The following is a 17,082-nucleotide window of genomic DNA, read 5'->3' as shown; positions in this document are numbered from 1 at the left end:
GTCCGCGTCCTAGGCTGAGGCTCATGGGTCTGCTCGAGAACATCACCGGCCCCCGCGACCTCGACCGGCTGTCCCCGGAGGAGCTCCGGCAGCTGGCGCAGGAGATCCGAGAGTTCCTCGTGTCACGGGTCTCGAGGACCGGCGGCCATCTGGGGCCGAACCTGGGGGTCGTCGAGCTGACCATCGCGATGCACCGGGTCTTCGACTCCCCGAAGGACGCTCTCGTCTTCGACACCGGCCATCAGTCCTATGTGCACAAGCTGCTCACCGGCCGGCAGGACTTCAGCCGTCTCCGGCAGCAGGGCGGACTCGCCGGCTATCCGCAGCGTTCCGAGTCGCCCCACGACATCGTGGAGAGCTCGCACGCCTCCAGCTCGCTCAGCTGGGCAGACGGGATCTCCCGTGCCTTCGAGATGACGGGCCAGCGCGACCGGCACGTGGTCGCGGTGGTCGGCGACGGTGCACTCACCGGGGGGATGACCTGGGAGGCGCTGAACAACATCAGCGACGACAACAGCCGCAACCTCGTCCTCATCGTCAACGACAACGGCCGCTCGTATGCGCCGACGATCGGTGGCATGGCCCGCTTCCTCAACTCGGTGCGCACGCGCCGCTCCTACCGCAACCTGTACCTGTCGTCGAAGGCGATGTTCGACCGGATGGGCAAGCCCGGGCGGGCGATCTACCGCGGTGTACGGGGCGGTATGCACGGCTTCCTGAACCGGGTCTGGAACAACGAGGGCCTGTACTCGAACCTCGACATCAAGTACCTCGGACCGATCCACGGGCACGACATCGAGGCGCTCGAGGAGGCCTTCGAGCAGGCGAAGCACTACGGCGCCCCGGTGCTCGTGCACGTCATCACCCAGAAGGGCCGCGGCTACGAGCCGGCCCTCGCCGACGCCGCCGACCAGTTCCACGCCGTCGGCCAGATCGACCCGGAGACCGGTGAGTCGATGGATGCGGCGAGCGCCCCGTCATGGACCAGCGTGTTCGCCGACGAGATCCTGAAGCTTGCGGAGCGGAACGAGCGGATCGTCGGCATCACGGCCGCCATGCTGCGCCCCACCGGTTTGCACAAGTTCGCCGAGCGGTTCCCGAACCGGGTGCTCGACGTCGGGATCGCCGAGCAGCACGCGGTCACCTCAGCCGCCGGACTCGCCTTCGGCGGGCTGCATCCGGTGGTGGCGGTGTACGCGACGTTCCTCAACCGCGCGTTCGACCAGGTGCTGATGGACGTGGCGCTCCACAAGGCCGGCGCGACGTTCGTGCTCGACCGCGCCGGCGTCACGGGGCCCGACGGGCCGAGCCATCACGGCATGTGGGATCTCGCGATCCTGCAGGTCGTGCCGGGCATCCGGATCGCGGCGCCCCGCGACGCCTCGCGACTGCGCGAGGAGCTCGGCGAGGCCGTCGCGGTGTCGGACGCCCCGACCGTGGTGCGGTTCTCGAAGGGCAACGTCGGCACCGAGCTGGAGGCCGTGCGCCGCACCGATGACGGCGTCGACGTCCTGCGGGAGTCCGCGCGCCGCGACGTGCTGATCGTCGCGGTCGGCGCGATGGCGTCGCTTGGACTCGACGTCGCCGAGCGTCTCGAGGCCCAGGGCATCGGCGCCACCGTGATCGACCCGCGCTGGGTCGTGCCCGTGGCGACCAGCGTGCTGGAGTTCGCGCGCGACGCCCGGATCGTGGTCTCGATCGAGGACGGCGTCCGCGTCGGCGGTGTCGGCACCCGCATCCGGCAGGACCTCCGGGCCGCGGGCATCGACACCGCGGTGGACGAGCTGGGCCTACCGGCCCAGTTCCTGGACCACGGCAGCCGCGACCAGATCCTCGAGCGCGTGGGCCTCACCGCACAGCACATCGCACGCGACCTCGTCTCCCAGGTGCTCGGGACCAAGGTCCCGGTGGCCCGGCCGCTCCCGGCCGAGCTGGCCGAGCGCGACGTCAACTAGCCCCCGCGAAAACCGGGCCGCTTCGGCGGACACGGGCCGCCGCGGCGGCCCCGATGCGCCGAAGCGGCCCGGATTCGGTGGAGCTACGCCACTCCGCGGATCGGCGGGTTGTGGAAGGTGCGTCCGAAGACGCGCTCGGACGCGCCGACCCGGTCGAGGTACGGCGTCGCACCGCCCATGTGGAAGGGCCAGCCCGCGCCGAGGATGAGGCAGAGGTCGATGTCCTCCGGGGCGCCGACGACGCCTTCCTCGAGCATCCGGTGGATCTCGTCGGCCAGGCCGTCTTCGACACGGCGGAGGATCTGCTCGGCCGTCATCGGGCTGGTGCCACCGGAGACGATCTCGACGGCCTTCTTGTCGAAGCCCTTGATCTTGCCCTTCGCGTCGCGGTCGAAGATCCGGCCGTGCTCGGCGAGCCGGTGCAGGTTCTCGCTCTGGAAGAAGCGGTCGGGGAACGCGGCGTGGTGGGTGTCGAGCACGTGGGCGCCGACCTTCAGGCCGACGAGCTCCAGCAGCTCGAACGGCGTCATCGGCTGCCCCAGCGGCGTGAGCGCGCGGTTCATGACCTCGAACGGGGTGCCGGTGTCCACCGCGTGCATCGCCTCGCCGAGCAGCTTCGCGAGGATCCGGTTGACGACGAAGCCGGGGGAGTCCTTCGTGATCACGGCGTTCTTCTTCAGGTTCGCCGCCGTGACCATGGCGGTGCTCAGCGTCTCGTCGTTCGTCGCCGGGGTTCTCACCACCTCGATCAGCGGCATGACCGCCACCGGGTTGAAGAAGTGGAACCCGACGACGCGCTCCGGATGCTGGAGCTTCGCGCCGATCTGCTCCACCGACAGCGACGAGGTGTTCGTCGCGAGGATCGTCTCGGGGGAGACGATCCCCTCGATCTCGGCGAAGACATCCTGCTTCACGCCGAGCTCCTCGAACACCGCCTCGATGACCCAGTCGCAGTCGGCGAAGTCCGCCTTGTCCGTGGTGCCCGTCACGAGCGCGCGGAGCCGGTTCGCCTCGTCCTGACTGATGCGGCCCTTGCCGAGCAGTGTGTCGATCTCGCCGTGGATGGCCGCGACACCCTTGTCTACGCGCGCCTGGTCGAGGTCCGTGATCACCACGGGCACCTGCAGGCGGCGGACGAAGAGGAGCGCGAACTGGGTGGCCATCAGACCCGCGCCCAGCACGCCCACCTTGGTGACCGGCCGCGCCAGCTTCTTGTCCGGTGCGCCGACGGGCTTCTTGGCCCGCTTCTGCACGAGGTTGAACGCGTAGATGCTGGCACGGAACTGGTCGCCGGCGACGAGGTCCGCGAGCGCCTCGTCCTCCGCCGCGAACCCGGTGCGCTTGTCGGTGTTCTTCGCCGCCTTGAGCAGGTCCAGTGCGACGTACGGCGACTTCGGGACCGTGCCGATCTTGCTCTCGAGGGTCTTCCGGGCGATCCCGAGGGCGACGTCCCACTTCACTGCGCGCTCGAGCTTGCCCGGCTGATTCGGCCGCTTCACTTTTGTGGTCCCGGCGATCACACCGTCGGCGAACCGGATGGAGTCCTCGAGGAAGTTCGCCGGATCGAAGATCGCGTCGGCGATGCCGAGGTCGAACGCCTCCTGCCCCTTCAGCATCCGGTTCTGCTTGAGCGGGTTCTCCACGATGACCTTGAGCGCATTCTCGATGCCGATGAGATTCGGCAGGAGCCACGCGCCGCCCCAGCCGGGGATCATGCCGAGGAACACCTCCGGCAGCGCGAGCGCCGGCACCGACCGGTCGAGCGTGCGGTAGTCCGCGTTCAGGGCGATCTCGACGCCGCCACCGAGGGCAAGGCCGTTGATGAAGACGAACGACGGCACGCCGAGCGAGCCGAGCTTCCCGAGCGCATAATGGCCGAGCTGCGCCATCTGCCTGCCCACCTCGCGGCTCGGGATCTCGTCGACTCTCGAGAGGTCGGCTCCGGCGGCGAGGATGAACGGCTTGCCGGTGACTGCGACACCCGCGATCTCCCCGCGGGTGCCGCGCTCGGTGAGCCGGTCGAGGGTCTCGGCGAATTCCAGCAACGACGCCGGCCCGAGCGTGTTCGGCCGGGTGTGGTCACGGCCGTTGTCGAGTGTGACCAGGGCGAGGACACGCCCGCCGGAGAGCGGGACGTCGCGGACGTAGGAGTGGGTGACGACCTCGTCGATCGCCAGTGTCTTGAGCTCGTCGAACGAGGTCGCCGTCAGCGTCATCACTTCCCCTTCTTGCCGTCGTAGTGCGGGTTCTCCCAGATCACGGAGCCACCCTGCCCGAGCCCGATGCACATGGCGGTGAGCCCGTATCGGACCTCCGGGTGCTCCTCGAACTGGCGGGCGAGCTGCAGCATGAGCCGGACGCCGGAGGAGGCGAGGGGATGGCCGTAGGCGATGGCGCCGCCGTACGAATTCACCCGGGGGTCCTCGTCGTCGATCCCGAAGTGGTCGAGCAGGGCCAGCACCTGCACGGCGAACGCCTCATTGAGATCGAACAGGCCGATGTCGTCGATCGTGAGGCCGGCCTTCTTCAGCGCCTTCTCGGTCGAGGGCACCGGGCCGATTCCCATGATCTCCGGTTCGACACCGGCGAAGGCGAAGGAGACGAGCCGCATCTTCGCCGGCAGCCCCAGCTCACTGGCGGCATCGGCGCTCGCGATGAGCGCTGCGGTGGCCCCGTCGTTCAGGCCGGACGAGTTGCCCGCGGTGACGCGGCCGTGCGGCCGGAACGGGGTCTTCAGCGCTGCGAGGGCGTCCATGCTCGTCTCGGGGCGAAGCGCCTCATCCTTGGTGGCGAGCCCCCAGCCCTGCTCGCTCCGCACGGCGACCGAGACGAGGTCTGGCTGGATCTTGCCCGCCTCGTAGGCGGCGGCCGCCTTGTGCTGGCTGTGCATGGCGAAGCGGTCGGAGCGCTCCTTCGTCAGGTGCGGGAAGCGGTCGTGGATCCGCTCCGCGGTCCTGCCCATGTTGAGCGCGTCCTCGCTGACGAGGCGCTCGGCGAGGAAGCGCGGATTCGGGTCGGCGTTGAATCCCATCGGGTGGCGGCCCATGTGCTCCACACCGCCGGCGATGGCGACGTCGTAGGCGCCGAACGCGATGGCGCCCGCGACCGTGGTGACGCTCGTCATCGCGCCGGCGCACATCCGGTCGATGGCGTAGCCCGGCACGGTCTTCGGCAGACCGGCGAGGATCGCCGACGTGCGTCCGAGGGTCAGGCCCTGGTCACCCTGCTGCGTGGTTGCGGCGATCGCGACGTCGTCGACCCGCTCCTTCGGCAGCTGCGGGTTCCGCTCCAGCAGCCCGATCATCGCCTTGACGATCAGATCATCGGCACGGGTCTGCCAGTACATCCCCTTCTCGCCGGCCCGCCCGAATGGGGTGCGGACCCCATCGACGAACACAACATCAGTACGCTCGGCCACATCGCCTCCAGGTCGCTCGGTCGAGTCGATCCTAGGCAGGCGTCCGGAGCCCTCAGAATCCGTTGATCCTTCCTACGAACCGGCTTCGTGAGCCGCTTCCGGCGTTTGGGCCGCTTCTACAAACGCATCGGCGATCACCTGTGCGGTTGCGTCAATCTGCCAGGCTCGGGCGCCGAGGTCCTCGAGGAAGGAGGCGATGCCGTCCGCCGTGAGCGGCTCCGGCGGCTGCCAGGCGACGCGGCGCAGGAACTCGGGGGTGAGCAGATTCTCGACCGGCAGGTTGAGGTCCTCGGCGACCTCCGCGATCGCGGGCCGCGCGGTCTTCAGCCGCTTGTCCGCCTCGGGGTTCCGCTCCGGCCACGAGCGCGGCGGAGGGATGGACTCGCCGGTGCCGCGGAGGTTCGGCAGGTCCTCGCTCGCCAGGCCGGCCTCGATGGCGTTCCACCAGCGGTCGATCTGGCTGCGGCTGGCGCGACCGGTGAACTCCCGCATCCCGGCCAGGTCCTTCTTCGTCGCGGGGAGGTTCCGCGCCACGGCGACGAGCGAGGAGTCGGGGATGAGCCGGCCCGGCGAGGTGTCGACCTCGCGCGCGTACTCGTCGCGCGCCTCCCAGAGCGCGCGCGCCACGGCGAGATTCCGGCCGCCGCGCACCGCGTGCACCCCGCTGAGCCGGCGCCACGGCTCCGCCCGCACCGCCTTCACCTCGCGGTTCAGGACCGCGTCGAACTCCTGCGCGGCGATCGCCGTCTTGCCCTGCTCGGTGAGCAGCTGCGTCATGACATCCCGCAGGTCGACGAGCAGCTCGACGTCGAGCGCCGCGTAGACGAGCCACGCCTGAGGGAGCGGGCGGGTGGACCAATCCGCCGCAGAGTGCTCCTTCGCGAGGTGGATTCCGAGCAGCTCCTGCACGACGCTGCCGAGCCCGACCTTCGCGAGCCCGAGCAGCCGTGCGGCGAGCTCGGTGTCGAAGATCCGCGCGGGGTCGAGCCCGACCTCACGCAGGCACGCGAGATCCTGGCTCGCGGCGTGAAGCACCCATTCCTCATTCCGGAGCACATCGTCGAGCTCGTCGAACGATCCGATGGGCGGGGGATCGAAGAGGAAGGTGCCCGCGTCCCGGCGGTAGACCTGTATGAGATAGGCCCGCTGCGAGTACCGGAATCCGGAGGCGCGTTCGGCGTCGACGGCGACGGGACCGGTGCCTTCGGCGATCCTGCGGACCGCATCGAGGTATGCCTCGCGGGTGTCCAGCACGGTCACCGGGCCGTGGGGCACCGCGGGCGCGCCGGGGACGGCGACGTCGGGACTACTCACGTCCCGTCCGGCGGACTGACAACAGACTCACTCCTTCTGCGACCGGCGGAAGACCGGCCAGCATGCACAACAGCTCACCCCACCCTTCCACATGTGCGCGGATGTCGCCTTCCAGCGGCGTCCACGACGCCCGGATCTCGAGCTGTGCGCCGTCGCCCTGCGCCGCGAGCTCCCCGTAGCCGGTGGAGATGATCTTGGTGGCGGTGCCGGAGGCGGCGATGTAGCGGGCACCGCGGTCGTCGAGTGCGTCGACGAGCCAGGACCAGGCGACGTCCGCCACGAACGGGTCGAGTCCGATGTCCGTCTCGAGGGGCGCCTGCGCGAAACAGACCACGCGGAAGACGCCGCCCCAGGCGTCCGGCATCGACGGGTCGTACAGGAGCACGAAGCGGCCGGTGCCGAGCTCCGAGTCCGCGGCGTGGCGGGGGGAGGCGAGGTCCGCGGCGAGGGCGAAGGCGTGGGGCGCGAGTTTGCCCGGCGCTGGGATCTCCGTGACCACGAGCTCAGGCCTCGTCAACGCGGCGCGGATCGACGCCACGGCCTGCTCGAAGATCGCGGGAGCCGGGGACTCGGCGCGTGTATCGCTCACGAGTGAAGATTAGGCTCATTTTCCATGCTCCGGGAGCGGCTCGCCGTCGCATCCGGGCCCACACCGACGGGAAGGACCGTGCATGGCAGGCGCCCCGACTGATCCGGCGGGCCCCCGTGCCGGGGGTGTGCTCGGGGCTGCGGCCGTGGTCGGGATCGGCGTCGCGGGACTCGCCGCGGTCGCGGCGGGAACGCTCGCCCTCACAACGGTGCTGGTCGCGCGCACCCTGATCACGCCACCGCGACGCCGGGTGGAGGACACCCGGGTGCTCGCCTTCGATGGCAGCGCGGTGGTGCTGCAGCGGACTCCGGACGCGACGCTCGCGGGGGAGTACAGCCTCTGGTTCGATGGCGGACGCGGTCACGCTCGGCTCGGCGAGGTGCTGTCCCACACCGACGACACCGTGACCCGCCGCGTGCTCGGGGTGGACTTCGGGGAGCTGTCCCGGGCGCGCCGGGGGCGGCTCGGGGGCTGGTTCTACCTCGGCCCGCGGGAGTTGGGCTTCCCGTACTCCCACGTGGAGATCCCGACCACGGTGGGAAACGCCCCCGCATGGCAGATCCCGGCGGCCGAGGACACCGGGCGCTGGGTGATCCAAGTGCACGGCCGGGCGGTGCAGCGCTCCGAGGGCCTCCGGGCGGTGCCGGTCTTCCGCGAGCACGGATACACCAGCCTGCTGATCTCCTACCGCAACGACGGCGACGCCCCGCCGAGCGAGGACGGCCGATACGCGCTCGGGGACGCGGAGTGGCTCGACGTGGAGGCCGCGATCCGGTTCGCGCTGGACTCCGGGGCGCGGGACATCGTGCTCATGGGCTGGTCGATGGGCGGCGCGATCGTGCTGCAGACGATCACCCGCTCGAAGCTGGCGCACGCCGTGCGCGGGGTGGTGCTCGAGTCGCCGGTGGTCGAGTGGCGGACGGCGCTGGCCTTTCAGGCGGCGACGATGCGGCTGCCTCGGGTCGTCCAAGACGGGGTGCTGGCACTCATCGCGAGTCCCTTCGCCCGACGGCTCACCGGCCAGCACCGCCCGATCGACCTTGCGCGGCTGGACCTCGTGCGCCGCGCCTCGATCCTGACGCTCCCGATCCTGCTGCTGCACAGCGCGGACGACGGGTTCGTGCCGGTCGACGCCTCCCGCCGGCTGGCCGCGGCGCGGCCGGATCTCGTGCGCTTCGAGGAGTTCCGACAGGCGAGGCACACCAAGCTGTGGAATCACGACCCCGACCGCTGGAATGCCGTGATCCGGGACTGGCTCGGCTCGCTGAGCGTTCGATCTCCCGAAGTCAGCGCTCGTTCACTACCTGCCAGCGGGAGTACGTCACCGACTCGTCATCGATGAGCAGCTGCGTCAGACGAAGCTTCCTGAGCACGTTGCCGCCCGGCTCGAACGCCGGGATGTCGGCCCCGCCGAGGTAGGGCGCCTGGGAGAGGCACATCTCATCGAGGAGGTTCGCGGCGATGAGCTGCGCTGCGAGCTTCGGACCGCCCTCCGAGACGATGGAACGGAGCCCGCGGTCGCGGAGGCGATCGACGATCTCGCGGGCATCGAGTCCGTCGTCGTCCGCCGGCAGCTCCACGAAGGTGGCAGCGGCGTCGCCGAGCGACTCGCGGGCACGGCCGACAGCCGAGGAGGGGCAGACCACGAAGAGCTGATCGGCACGGGTGTCGGCCGGGAGCTGATGACCGCCGAGGTCCCCGGACGCCGTGACGATGGCGAGGGCCGAGCGCTTGGGCAGCTGGTACCCCTCGACCCTGACCGTTCCGGCGCCGACGAGCACCACGTCCGCCAGCTGGCGGATGACCCCGAGGATGCGCCGGTCAGCGGATGTGGTGATGCTCTCGGAGGTGCGGTCGGGCCCGGCGGCGCTGCCGCTGACCGTGCTGATGAGGTTCAGGCGCACCCAGTCCGCTGACCCGGGGCGGTACCAGTCGAGCAGGCGCTCACGGGAGCCGTCGTCGTCCAGGTCGACGACTTCGGCCGGTCCGTTCGGACCCGTTGCAGGGAAGACGCGAAGCACTCTCACGCGGCGGCCTTCTGCCGGATCTGCCGTTTCGCCCGGCCGAGCAGGGCGCTCATCCCGCGGATCCGCAGCGGGCTGATCGCCTGGGTGAGGCCGAGGGTGAGCGGGTAGTCGTCGGGTACGGCGAGGGCCTCTTCGACGCCGAGGCCGGTCAGCCCCTGGGCCAGGATCGACGCGAACCCGCGGGTCGTCGGCGCCTCGGGCGGTGCGGTGGCGTGCATCCGCACCGTTCCGCCGTCCACCTCCACGAAGATGAACACCGGTGCCTGACACTCCTCGACGCGCTCCAGCAGCTCCGGCGCGTCGGCGTACCGCTCGGGCAGCTCCGGCAGCTCATTGGAGAACTCCAGCAGCAGCTGCAGCCGCTGCTGCTGCCCGAGCGCGAGGAACTCCTCGCGGATCTCGGCGAGGGTCTCTGGAACCGGTTCGGTCATCGGTCGGCTCACCGGGACGGAGCGTCACCCGGCTCGGTGCCGAGCGCGATCGGCACGCGCACCGTGCTGCCCCACTCGGTCCACGATCCGTCGTAGTTGCGCACCCGGTCGTGTCCGAGCAGGTGCTTGAGCACGAACCAGGTGTGGCTCGACCGCTCACCGATCCGGCAGTAGGCGATGATGTCGTCGTCCGCCTTCAGGCCCAGCCCATCGTCGTAGATGGCGCTCAGCTCTGAGACCGGCTTGAACGTTCCGTCCTCGGCGGCGGCCCTGCCCCACGGCACGTTCTTCGCCGTGGGGATGTGGCCGGCGCGAAGGGCGCTCTCCTCCGGGTAGGCGGGCGCGGTCGTCCGCTCGCCACTGAACTCCTCCGGCGACCGGACGTCGATGAGCGGGTTGCCGAAGTGGGCGAGCACATCGTCCTTGAAGGCACGGACCTCGTCGTCGCGACGCTCGACCACCGGATACTCGGCGGGCTCCGGCGTCGCGGCGTCGGTGGTGATGGGCCGTCCGTCGGCGAGCCACTTGTCGCGGCCGCCGTCGAGCAGCCGCACGTCCTGGTGTCCGAAGAGGGTGAACACCCAGAGGGCGTAGGCCGCCCACCAGTTGCTCTTGTCGCCGTAGATCACGACGGTGCTGTCGGGGGAGATGCCCTTCGAGGACGCGAGCTCGGCGAACTTCGCACCGTCGATGAAGTCCCGCTGCACGGGGTCGTTGAGATCGGTGTGCCAGTCGATCTTCACCGCACCGGGGATGTGCCCGGTCTCGTAGAGCAGCACGTCCTCATCCGACTCGACCACCACGAGACCCGGCCGCCCGAGGTTCGCTTCCAGCCATTCCCCGCTGACCAGACGCTCGGGGTGGGCGTACTCTGCGAACTTCGGTGATGCGTCGTGCTCGATGGTCACGCTACCTCCAGGCGGCGGATCGGGGCGGGGTGCGGGAAACCGCTTAGGCTCGAGTCCGTACTCTCCGGCGGCGAACATCTCTGCCCAAGCCGGATCCAGTCGAACCTTCCCATCGTACGACCCTGACTTCTTCCGAGGCTTTTTGTGACGCAAGAGCACGCGCCCACCGCCCTCCGTCTCGTCGATCGCGCCCCGTCGATCACGGGGGAGGAGATCGCCGCTGAGCTCGTGCCGCCGCGGCAGTTCGCCGACGCGACCCTCGAGTCGTACCGCCCTGACCCCGAGTACCCATCGCAGGCAGAGGCCGTCGCGGCGGTGCGGGAGGCGGCCGAGCCGCCCCGCGGCGGGCTGTTCCGCCGCAAGCCCAAGCCGGACAAGCCGGGCCTGTACCTCGACGGCGGCTTCGGCGTCGGCAAGACGCACCTGCTGGCGGCGCTCTGGCACCGTGCCGACGGCCGCAAGTATTTCGGCACCTTCATCGAGTACACCGCGCTCGTCGGCGCGCTCGGCTACCGCGGCGCCGCGGACCTGCTGACCGGCGCGAGCCTCATCGCGATCGACGAGTTCGAGCTCGACGATCCGGGTGACACGATGATGATGACGAGGCTGCTCGGCGAGCTGGTGGAATCCGGGTCCCGCATCGCCGCGACCTCGAACACGCCGCCGAACGCCCTCGGAGAGGGGCGGTTCGCCGCCTCTGACTTCCTGCGGGAGATCCATGCCCTCTCCGAGCGATTCCGCACCGTGCGGATCGACGGGCTCGACTACCGCCGGCGGCACTTCGAGGGGCACGCCGGAACGTCGTCCGACCAGGAGGTCGAGGCGGCGGTCGCCGGCAGCCCTGGGGCGACCCTCGACGACTTCGGGGCACTTCTCCGTCACCTGGGCGAGGTGCATCCGTCCCGGTACCTCAAGATGCTGACCGGCGTGCCGCTGGTCGGCCTGCGCCGCGTGGAGCAGCTCACCGATCAGGCGGACGCCCTCCGCTTCGTCGCGTTCGTCGACCGCCTCTACGACGCTCAGATCCCGGTCGTCGCGAGCGGCCTTCCGCTCGACGAGGTGTTCGCCGAGGACATGCTGGCCGGCGGTTACCGCAAGAAGTACCTTCGCGCGATGTCCCGGCTCATCTCGCTGACGTCGGGCGCGACGGAGTGAACGCCCTGCGCGCGTAGCGGCGCGCCTGCACCAGAGTCAGGGCGATGCCCAGCACCGCGGCGATCAGCGAGCCGAGCATCACGGCGAGCGTGCCCTCCACGGCGACCTCATCGTTGCCGGCGTAGGCCAGCTCGTTCATCAGCAGCGACACGGTGAAGCCGATGCCCCCGAGCCCGGCGATGACCAGCGCATCGCCGAACGGGACCGGCTGGCGCGACGCCCGGGCGGCAAGCCGGCCGGCGAGCACCATCCCTCCGGTTATGCCGAGCAGCTTGCCGACGGGGAGCGAGACGACGATCGCCCAGAACACCGGCGACAGCTGCCCGACCGACACGGCCGGGAAGACCACGAGCGCGGCGAAGAACGCGAACACCGGCAGGATCAGGCCGTTGGACCAGGGTTCCAAGGCGTGCCTGGTCGGGGTGGCGCGGCTGCCCGCCATCACGAGGCCCAGCGCAACGCCGGCGATCGTCGCGTGGACCCCAGACAGGAACACGAGCACCCATGCCAGCACACCGAGCGGAAGCAGCACGGCGAGAAGCATGCCCCGTCCGCCGCGCAGCCGCTTGCTGAGCAGGCCGAAGGCGACGACGACGGGTGCCGCAAGGATCAGCGGCAGGGGCTGCAGGTCGCTCGTGAAAAAGGCGGCGATGATGAGGATCGCGATCAGGTCGTCGATCACCGCCAGCGCGAGCAGCAGTGCGCGCACCCGACCGGGCAGCGACTTGCCCACGAGAGCCAGGACGCCGAGGGCGAACGCGATGTCGGTCGCCGTGGGGATCGGCCAGCCGTCCTGGAGGGCGGGATCGCGGACCATCAGCAGGAAGATGCCGGCCGGCACGACGACGCCGCCGATCGCGGCCACGGTAGGCACGAGCGCCTTCTGCGGGGTGTTCAGCTCACCGTGGGTCAGTTCGTGCTTGAGCTCGATCGCGGCGAGGAAGAAGAAGATGGCCAAGAGGCCGTCGGTCACCCAGTGCGCTATCGACAGGTCGAACGGCGATCCGGGCACACCCAGATGCGCGTCGGCGAAGTCTCGTGCTGCGGGTCCCGCGGGCCCGTTCGCGATGAGCAGCGCGACGGCGGCTGCTCCGAGCAGCAGGAATGCGGCAACGCGTTCTGAGCGCAGAAAGGCCATGGTGGTGCTCCAGGGGTCGCAGAATGGGCCGCCGACCAGACTTCCCGGCACACCGGCGTCCACTCTACCGGCCGCATCCGAACGCTCTCCGGCCCGCCGCATTCCCGAACGGGGGCACGCGAAACACAGTGTTTACACAACCGTGCGTCGTGTAACGGTCGCGAAACATCCCCGCACCCGCCCCCGAAACGTCCGGCCTCCATGATGGCGAAGTGCCGAGCGATCGAACTCGGCGCTCGACGTTTTTCAGAGAGGTATGAAATGGATCAGGGCAACACAGCCTTCATTCTCATCGCCGCGGCTCTCGTCCTGCTCATGACCCCAGGACTGGCGTTCTTCTACGGAGGACTCGTCAAGGCCAAGAGCGTGATCAGCATGATGATGCTGAGCTTCGGCGCGATCGGTCTCATCGGTGTCCTGTGGGTGCTCTACGGCTACGCGATCACGTTCGCGAACGCCGGCACCGACGGCTTCGTCGGAATCGACGGGCTGCTCGGCATCGACACCGCCAACCTTGGTCTGACCGGGCTGCTCGAGGCACCCGAAGGCTCCGCGTTCCCGCCGCTGGCCTTCGCCGCCTTCCAGGCGACGTTCGCCATTATCACAGTGGCGCTCATCTCAGGGGCGATCGCGGACCGCGCGAAGTTCGGCGCCTGGCTGGTGTTCGCCGGCATCTGGGCGACCGTCGTGTACTTCCCGGTCGCAAGCTGGGTCTTCAACTTCACCCTCGCTGAGGACGGCTCCTTCTCCGACGGCGGCTGGATCACCTTCGGGATGCAGCAGGTCTTCGGTGTCGGCGCGATCGACTTCGCCGGTGGCACCGCGGTGCACATCAACGCCGGGGCAGCGGCGCTCGCCCTCGCACTGGTGCTGGGAAAGCGTGTCGGCTTCGCCAAGGGCGCCCACGTTCCGCACAACCCGCCGTTCGTGCTGCTCGGCGCGGGGCTGCTGTGGTTCGGCTGGTTCGGCTTCAACGCCGGCTCTGAGCTCGCCGCCGACAACGTCGCCGCCCTGGCCTTCGTCAACACGATCGCCGCTCCGGCCGCCGCGCTGCTCGCGTGGCTCGTGGTCGAGAAGATCAAGGACGGCAAGGCCACCTCGGTCGGCGCGGCCTCCGGGGCCGTCGCCGGTCTCGTCGCGATCACCCCGGCCTGTGCGTCGCTGCACCCCTTCTGGGCCATCGTGCTCGGCATCATCGCCGGCGCCGTCTGCGCCCTCGCAGTCGACCTGAAGTACCGGCTCGGGTTCGACGACTCCCTCGATGTGGTGGGCATCCACCTCGTCGGCGGTCTCATCGGAACGCTGTACCTCGGCTTCTTCGCCAACGGCTCAGGCCTGATCTACAGCGGCTCGCTCACGCAGCTGCTGGTGCAGGCCATCGCGGCGATCACCGTGATGATCTACTCCTTCGTGCTGGCGTACGTCATCGGCCTGATCGTCGAGAAGACGATGGGCTTCCGCGTGAAGAACGAGGACGAGCTCGCCGGCATCGACACCATCGTGCACGGCGAGTCCGGCTACGTGCTCGACACCCCGGACGCGATTCCGGCCCGGTAGCCGCGGCATCCGTTCGAACGGGGCGTCACTCGATAGAGTGGCGCCCCGTTCAGGGTATCCGGACGACGACCCTCGGGAGGAGCACGGTGGCAGGGGAGTGGCCGGTGTGGTTCGCCTCCGGCGTCGTGCTGTCGTGCATGATCGCCTGCCTGTTCGCGTATCCGCTCGGCAACCGCCGGACGGTCGCGGGGCTCGTCGCGTCCGGGCTGGTGTGGGTGGCGCTGCTCGGCGCGGCACTCACCACCGGTGAGGTGCGGTCCGTCGCGGCGGCGATCCTGTTCACCGTCGCCGGCACCGCCGCGTCGCTCCCGGCTGCCGCGGTGTTCGCGGCGCTCGGACGGCCCCTCCTCCACACCGCGGCTGCGGCGGCGGCCTGGACCGGGTTCGCGCTGGTGCCGCCCGCGGTGCTGCTGTTCGGGAACGGGTCGGTCTGGATTCTCGAGACGGTCGGAGTGCTCGACTACGCCGGCGCCCTGGTCATCGCGGTGCCGGCGTTCGGCGTCATCCTGGCGCTGCGGCTGGTTCGCATCCGCCGGTCGACGCCACCACGACCGTTCTCGCGCCATCCGCTGGTCGCGACCGTGCTGGTCTGGACGAGCGTGCTCGCCTGGCTCGCCGGCTCCGAGCTGACGCTGAGCGAGGCGACCGTCGGAATCCTCCTGGCGGGCGTGGTGACACCGGTGGTGTCCGCGGTGGGCTGGGCGGTCGTCGAGCGGATCCGGCTCGCCACGAACACGGTGTCCGCGGCCGGATCCGGCGCGATCTCCGGGCTCATCGCGGTCCTGGCGGCGGCGCCCTATGTCGACCTGCTCTGGTCGGCGGCGCTCGGCGCGGTCGTGGGACCGGTGACCGCGCTGATCGCCTTCGGCGGCTCGGCAGGTTCAGCCTGGCGCGGCTCACTCCGTCACCTCGTCGCCATCCTCCCGGCCGCCGGGGCGACCGGGATCGTCTTCCTCGGACTGTTCGCGGCCGAGCGCGGGCTCGTCTACACCGGCAAGGCGGACGTCTTCCTCACCCAGGTGGCGGCGCTGCTGCTCGTCACCGGCTGGGCGGCGATCGTCGGAGCGCTCGTCGCGGTGCCGCTGCGCAGCCGAAGGCCGCTGGCACGCCACCGCGGCACGGTCGCCGCGCGGAACGGCTCCTGACCGGTCAGAACCCTGGCTGCCGCTGCTGGACCGAGGGGTTCGACCGCGCCCACTGGACGGAGTTGTCGACCTGCTGACGCGTGAGCCCCGTGGTGCCGCCGCAGTTGGTGCAGGTGACGAAGTAGCGGGTCGACACCCGGAACAGCGGGATGAAGAACAGCGTGAACCGGTTGACCCGCTCGTAGACCTCCTGTTGCGCGTGCTGCCCGCAGAAATTGCAGACGAACGACACCATCACGAGCAGCGACTCGGTGGCGCGGGTTCCGAACAGGAGGATCACACGGTCCAAGCTAGGCGGCCAACGCTGTGAGTACGGCCGGTGATCGGAAAGCGCGGAACATTCTCCGAGGTGGCGCCCAGCGGACGCGAAGGAAGAGGCCCGCGAGCACAGTTCTGGGTCGCCGTCGCATCCATCAAGCACATCCACACGTGACACGCCGGGGGTTCACACCGACTTGGAGAGCGGTGGCGTGCCGACCTACCCTGCGTGAGCCAGCTCGGCATCGACGCCAAGAGCACATCGGAACCCTGACCGGACTGGGCGTAGGACCGGTGCTGCCACGCTTCTTCAGCTGTCCACATGCGTCACCGCCATCCAATCTCAAAATTGCCAGGGTGGGCAGCGGCGCCGAGAGACCCGGGGACGGGACGAGCGTGAGAAGCCCGCTGGAGCACCTCATGAACATCCTCAAGAAGACACGTGCTGCCGTCTGCGGCCTCGCCGTCGCGGGCCTCACTGTGGCGGGAGTCGGCCTCACCGCGGTGCCGGCCAATGCCGCCTCCGCCGCCACGTGGGACGCGATCGCCCAATGCGAGAGCAGCGGGAACTGGCACATCGACACCGGCAACGGCTACTACGGCGGCCTGCAGTTCCTTCCCGCCACCTGGAAGGCATTCGGCGGCAAGGGCAACCCCGCGAAGGCCAGCAAGGCGCAGCAGATCGCCGTCGCCGAGCGGGTGCTCAAGGTCCAGGGCTGGAACGCGTGGCCGACCTGCTCCGCCAGGCTCGGGCTCTCGGGCAAGAGCGGCTCGATCGCCTCGCCCTCAGCCAAGAAGGCCCCGAAGGCCGCCCCCAAGGCATCAGCCCAGCGCCCCAGCGCAACCTACACGGTGCGCTCCGGTGACACGATGTCGAAGATCGCCGCGAAGCTCGGCGTGCGCGGCGGATGGAAGAAGCTCGCGGCCGCGAACTCCGCCACCGTGCGCAACCCGAACCTCATCTTCCCGGGGCAGAAGCTGCGCATCCCGGGCTGACCGGTCCTTCGGACTCCGAGACGGTGACGCGGATCGGGACGCACCCGTGCGTCCCGATCCGCGTCTTCCCAGACGCAGCGAAACGGCGGCTTTCGGTGGGCGATACCAGACTCGAACTGATGACCTCTTCCGTGTGAAGGAAGCGCGCTACCAACTGCGCCAATCGCCCGCGACGACCATCTTGCCATAGG

15 protein-coding genes and 1 tRNA gene are annotated in these 17,082 nt (G+C 69.8%); 6 read left to right on the top strand and 10 right to left on the bottom strand.

Translation table 11 applies throughout. The features are described from left to right. The first annotated feature begins 23 nt into the window (after positions 1 to 23). On the top strand, positions 24 to 1,955 hold the full coding sequence (gene dxs, locus ACFFGH_RS09580) for a 1-deoxy-D-xylulose-5-phosphate synthase (protein ID WP_386667640.1): 1,932 nt from the start codon (positions 24 to 26) through the stop codon (positions 1,953 to 1,955). A gap of 83 nt (positions 1,956 to 2,038) precedes the next feature. Here dxs and ACFFGH_RS09575 read toward each other — a convergent pair whose 3' ends face one another. The 4 genes from ACFFGH_RS09575 to ACFFGH_RS09560 all read right to left on the bottom strand — a co-directional run bounded on the left by ACFFGH_RS09575 (position 2,039) and on the right by ACFFGH_RS09560 (position 7,276). After that, a complete protein-coding gene (locus tag ACFFGH_RS09575) occupies positions 2,039 to 4,171 on the bottom strand; it encodes a 3-hydroxyacyl-CoA dehydrogenase NAD-binding domain-containing protein (RefSeq protein WP_386667638.1) in 2,133 nt (710 codons plus the stop codon). Further along, on the bottom strand, positions 4,171 to 5,373 hold the full coding sequence (locus ACFFGH_RS09570; protein ID WP_386667636.1) for a thiolase family protein: 1,203 nt from the start codon (positions 5,371 to 5,373) through the stop codon (positions 4,171 to 4,173). The genes ACFFGH_RS09575 and ACFFGH_RS09570 overlap by 1 nt, the downstream gene beginning before the upstream one ends. 72 nt (positions 5,374 to 5,445) lie before the next feature. Beyond that, on the bottom strand, positions 5,446 to 6,687 hold the full coding sequence (locus ACFFGH_RS09565; RefSeq protein WP_386667635.1) for a ribonuclease D: 1,242 nt from the start codon (positions 6,685 to 6,687) through the stop codon (positions 5,446 to 5,448). Continuing rightward, a complete protein-coding gene (locus tag ACFFGH_RS09560; protein WP_386667633.1) occupies positions 6,680 to 7,276 on the bottom strand; it encodes a DUF3000 domain-containing protein in 597 nt (198 codons plus the stop codon). The genes ACFFGH_RS09565 and ACFFGH_RS09560 overlap by 8 nt, the downstream gene beginning before the upstream one ends. Positions 7,277 to 7,358: 82 nt before the next feature. Between ACFFGH_RS09560 and ACFFGH_RS09555 the strand changes: the two genes are divergently transcribed. Next, entirely contained in the window at positions 7,359 to 8,618 is a 1,260-nt protein-coding gene (locus ACFFGH_RS09555; protein WP_386667631.1) for an alpha/beta hydrolase, read from the top strand. Here the strand turns inward: ACFFGH_RS09555 and ACFFGH_RS09550 are convergent. The 3 genes from ACFFGH_RS09550 to ACFFGH_RS09540 are packed head-to-tail and all read right to left on the bottom strand — an operon-like array spanning position 8,563 to position 10,642. Further along, positions 8,563 to 9,303, bottom strand: a complete 741-nt coding sequence (locus tag ACFFGH_RS09550) for a dihydrofolate reductase family protein (protein WP_386667629.1) — start codon at positions 9,301 to 9,303, stop codon at positions 8,563 to 8,565. The two genes, ACFFGH_RS09555 and ACFFGH_RS09550, sit on opposite strands and share 56 nt — an antisense overlap. Continuing rightward, positions 9,300 to 9,734, bottom strand: a complete 435-nt coding sequence (locus ACFFGH_RS09545; protein ID WP_386667627.1) for a SufE family protein — start codon at positions 9,732 to 9,734, stop codon at positions 9,300 to 9,302. The genes ACFFGH_RS09550 and ACFFGH_RS09545 overlap by 4 nt, the downstream gene beginning before the upstream one ends. Before the next feature lie 8 nt (positions 9,735 to 9,742). Beyond that, positions 9,743 to 10,642 (bottom strand): sulfurtransferase, encoded by a 900-nt coding sequence (locus ACFFGH_RS09540; RefSeq protein ID WP_386667625.1) that lies wholly within the window; start codon positions 10,640 to 10,642, stop codon positions 9,743 to 9,745. A 144-nt stretch (positions 10,643 to 10,786) separates the two neighbouring features. Here ACFFGH_RS09540 and zapE point away from each other — a divergent pair, with 144 nt between their 5' ends. Continuing rightward, a complete protein-coding gene (gene zapE / locus ACFFGH_RS09535) occupies positions 10,787 to 11,797 on the top strand; it encodes a cell division protein ZapE (RefSeq protein ID WP_386667623.1) in 1,011 nt (336 codons plus the stop codon). Here zapE and nhaA read toward each other — a convergent pair. Then, the gene (gene nhaA, locus ACFFGH_RS09530) at positions 11,766 to 12,935 is read right to left on the bottom strand and encodes a Na+/H+ antiporter NhaA (protein WP_386667621.1); all 1,170 of its coding nucleotides are present in this window, start codon (positions 12,933 to 12,935) and stop codon (positions 11,766 to 11,768) included. The genes zapE and nhaA overlap by 32 nt on opposite strands. A 201-nt stretch (positions 12,936 to 13,136) precedes the next feature. Between nhaA and ACFFGH_RS09525 the strand changes: the two genes are divergently transcribed. Both ACFFGH_RS09525 and ACFFGH_RS09520 read left to right on the top strand, forming a co-directional pair. Further along, positions 13,137 to 14,492, top strand: a complete 1,356-nt coding sequence (locus ACFFGH_RS09525; RefSeq protein ID WP_386667619.1) for an ammonium transporter — start codon at positions 13,137 to 13,139, stop codon at positions 14,490 to 14,492. Positions 14,493 to 14,578: 86 nt separating this feature from the next. Next, on the top strand, positions 14,579 to 15,637 hold the full coding sequence (locus tag ACFFGH_RS09520; RefSeq protein WP_386667617.1) for an ammonium transporter family protein: 1,059 nt from the start codon (positions 14,579 to 14,581) through the stop codon (positions 15,635 to 15,637). Positions 15,638 to 15,641: 4 nt separating this feature from the next. Here ACFFGH_RS09520 and ACFFGH_RS09515 read toward each other — a convergent pair whose 3' ends face one another. Then, positions 15,642 to 15,917: a zinc ribbon domain-containing protein gene (locus ACFFGH_RS09515; RefSeq protein WP_386667616.1), complete on the bottom strand. Its 276-nt coding sequence runs from the start codon at positions 15,915 to 15,917 to the stop codon at positions 15,642 to 15,644. Between the two features lie 398 nt (positions 15,918 to 16,315). Here ACFFGH_RS09515 and ACFFGH_RS09510 point away from each other — a divergent pair, with 398 nt between their 5' ends. Then, positions 16,316 to 16,891 (top strand): transglycosylase family protein, encoded by a 576-nt coding sequence (locus ACFFGH_RS09510; RefSeq protein WP_386667614.1) that lies wholly within the window; start codon positions 16,316 to 16,318, stop codon positions 16,889 to 16,891. 96 nt (positions 16,892 to 16,987) lie between these two features. On the opposite strand, the gene ACFFGH_RS09505 is transcribed toward ACFFGH_RS09510, so the two are convergent. After that, a tRNA-Val gene (locus ACFFGH_RS09505) sits at positions 16,988 to 17,060 on the bottom strand. Positions 17,061 to 17,082: the final 22 nt, after the last annotated feature.

This window comes from Lysobacter korlensis (assembly GCF_042434515.1).
The sequence above is the reverse complement of the archived record's forward strand: the minus strand, read 5'-3'. Positions and strand labels throughout refer to the sequence as shown.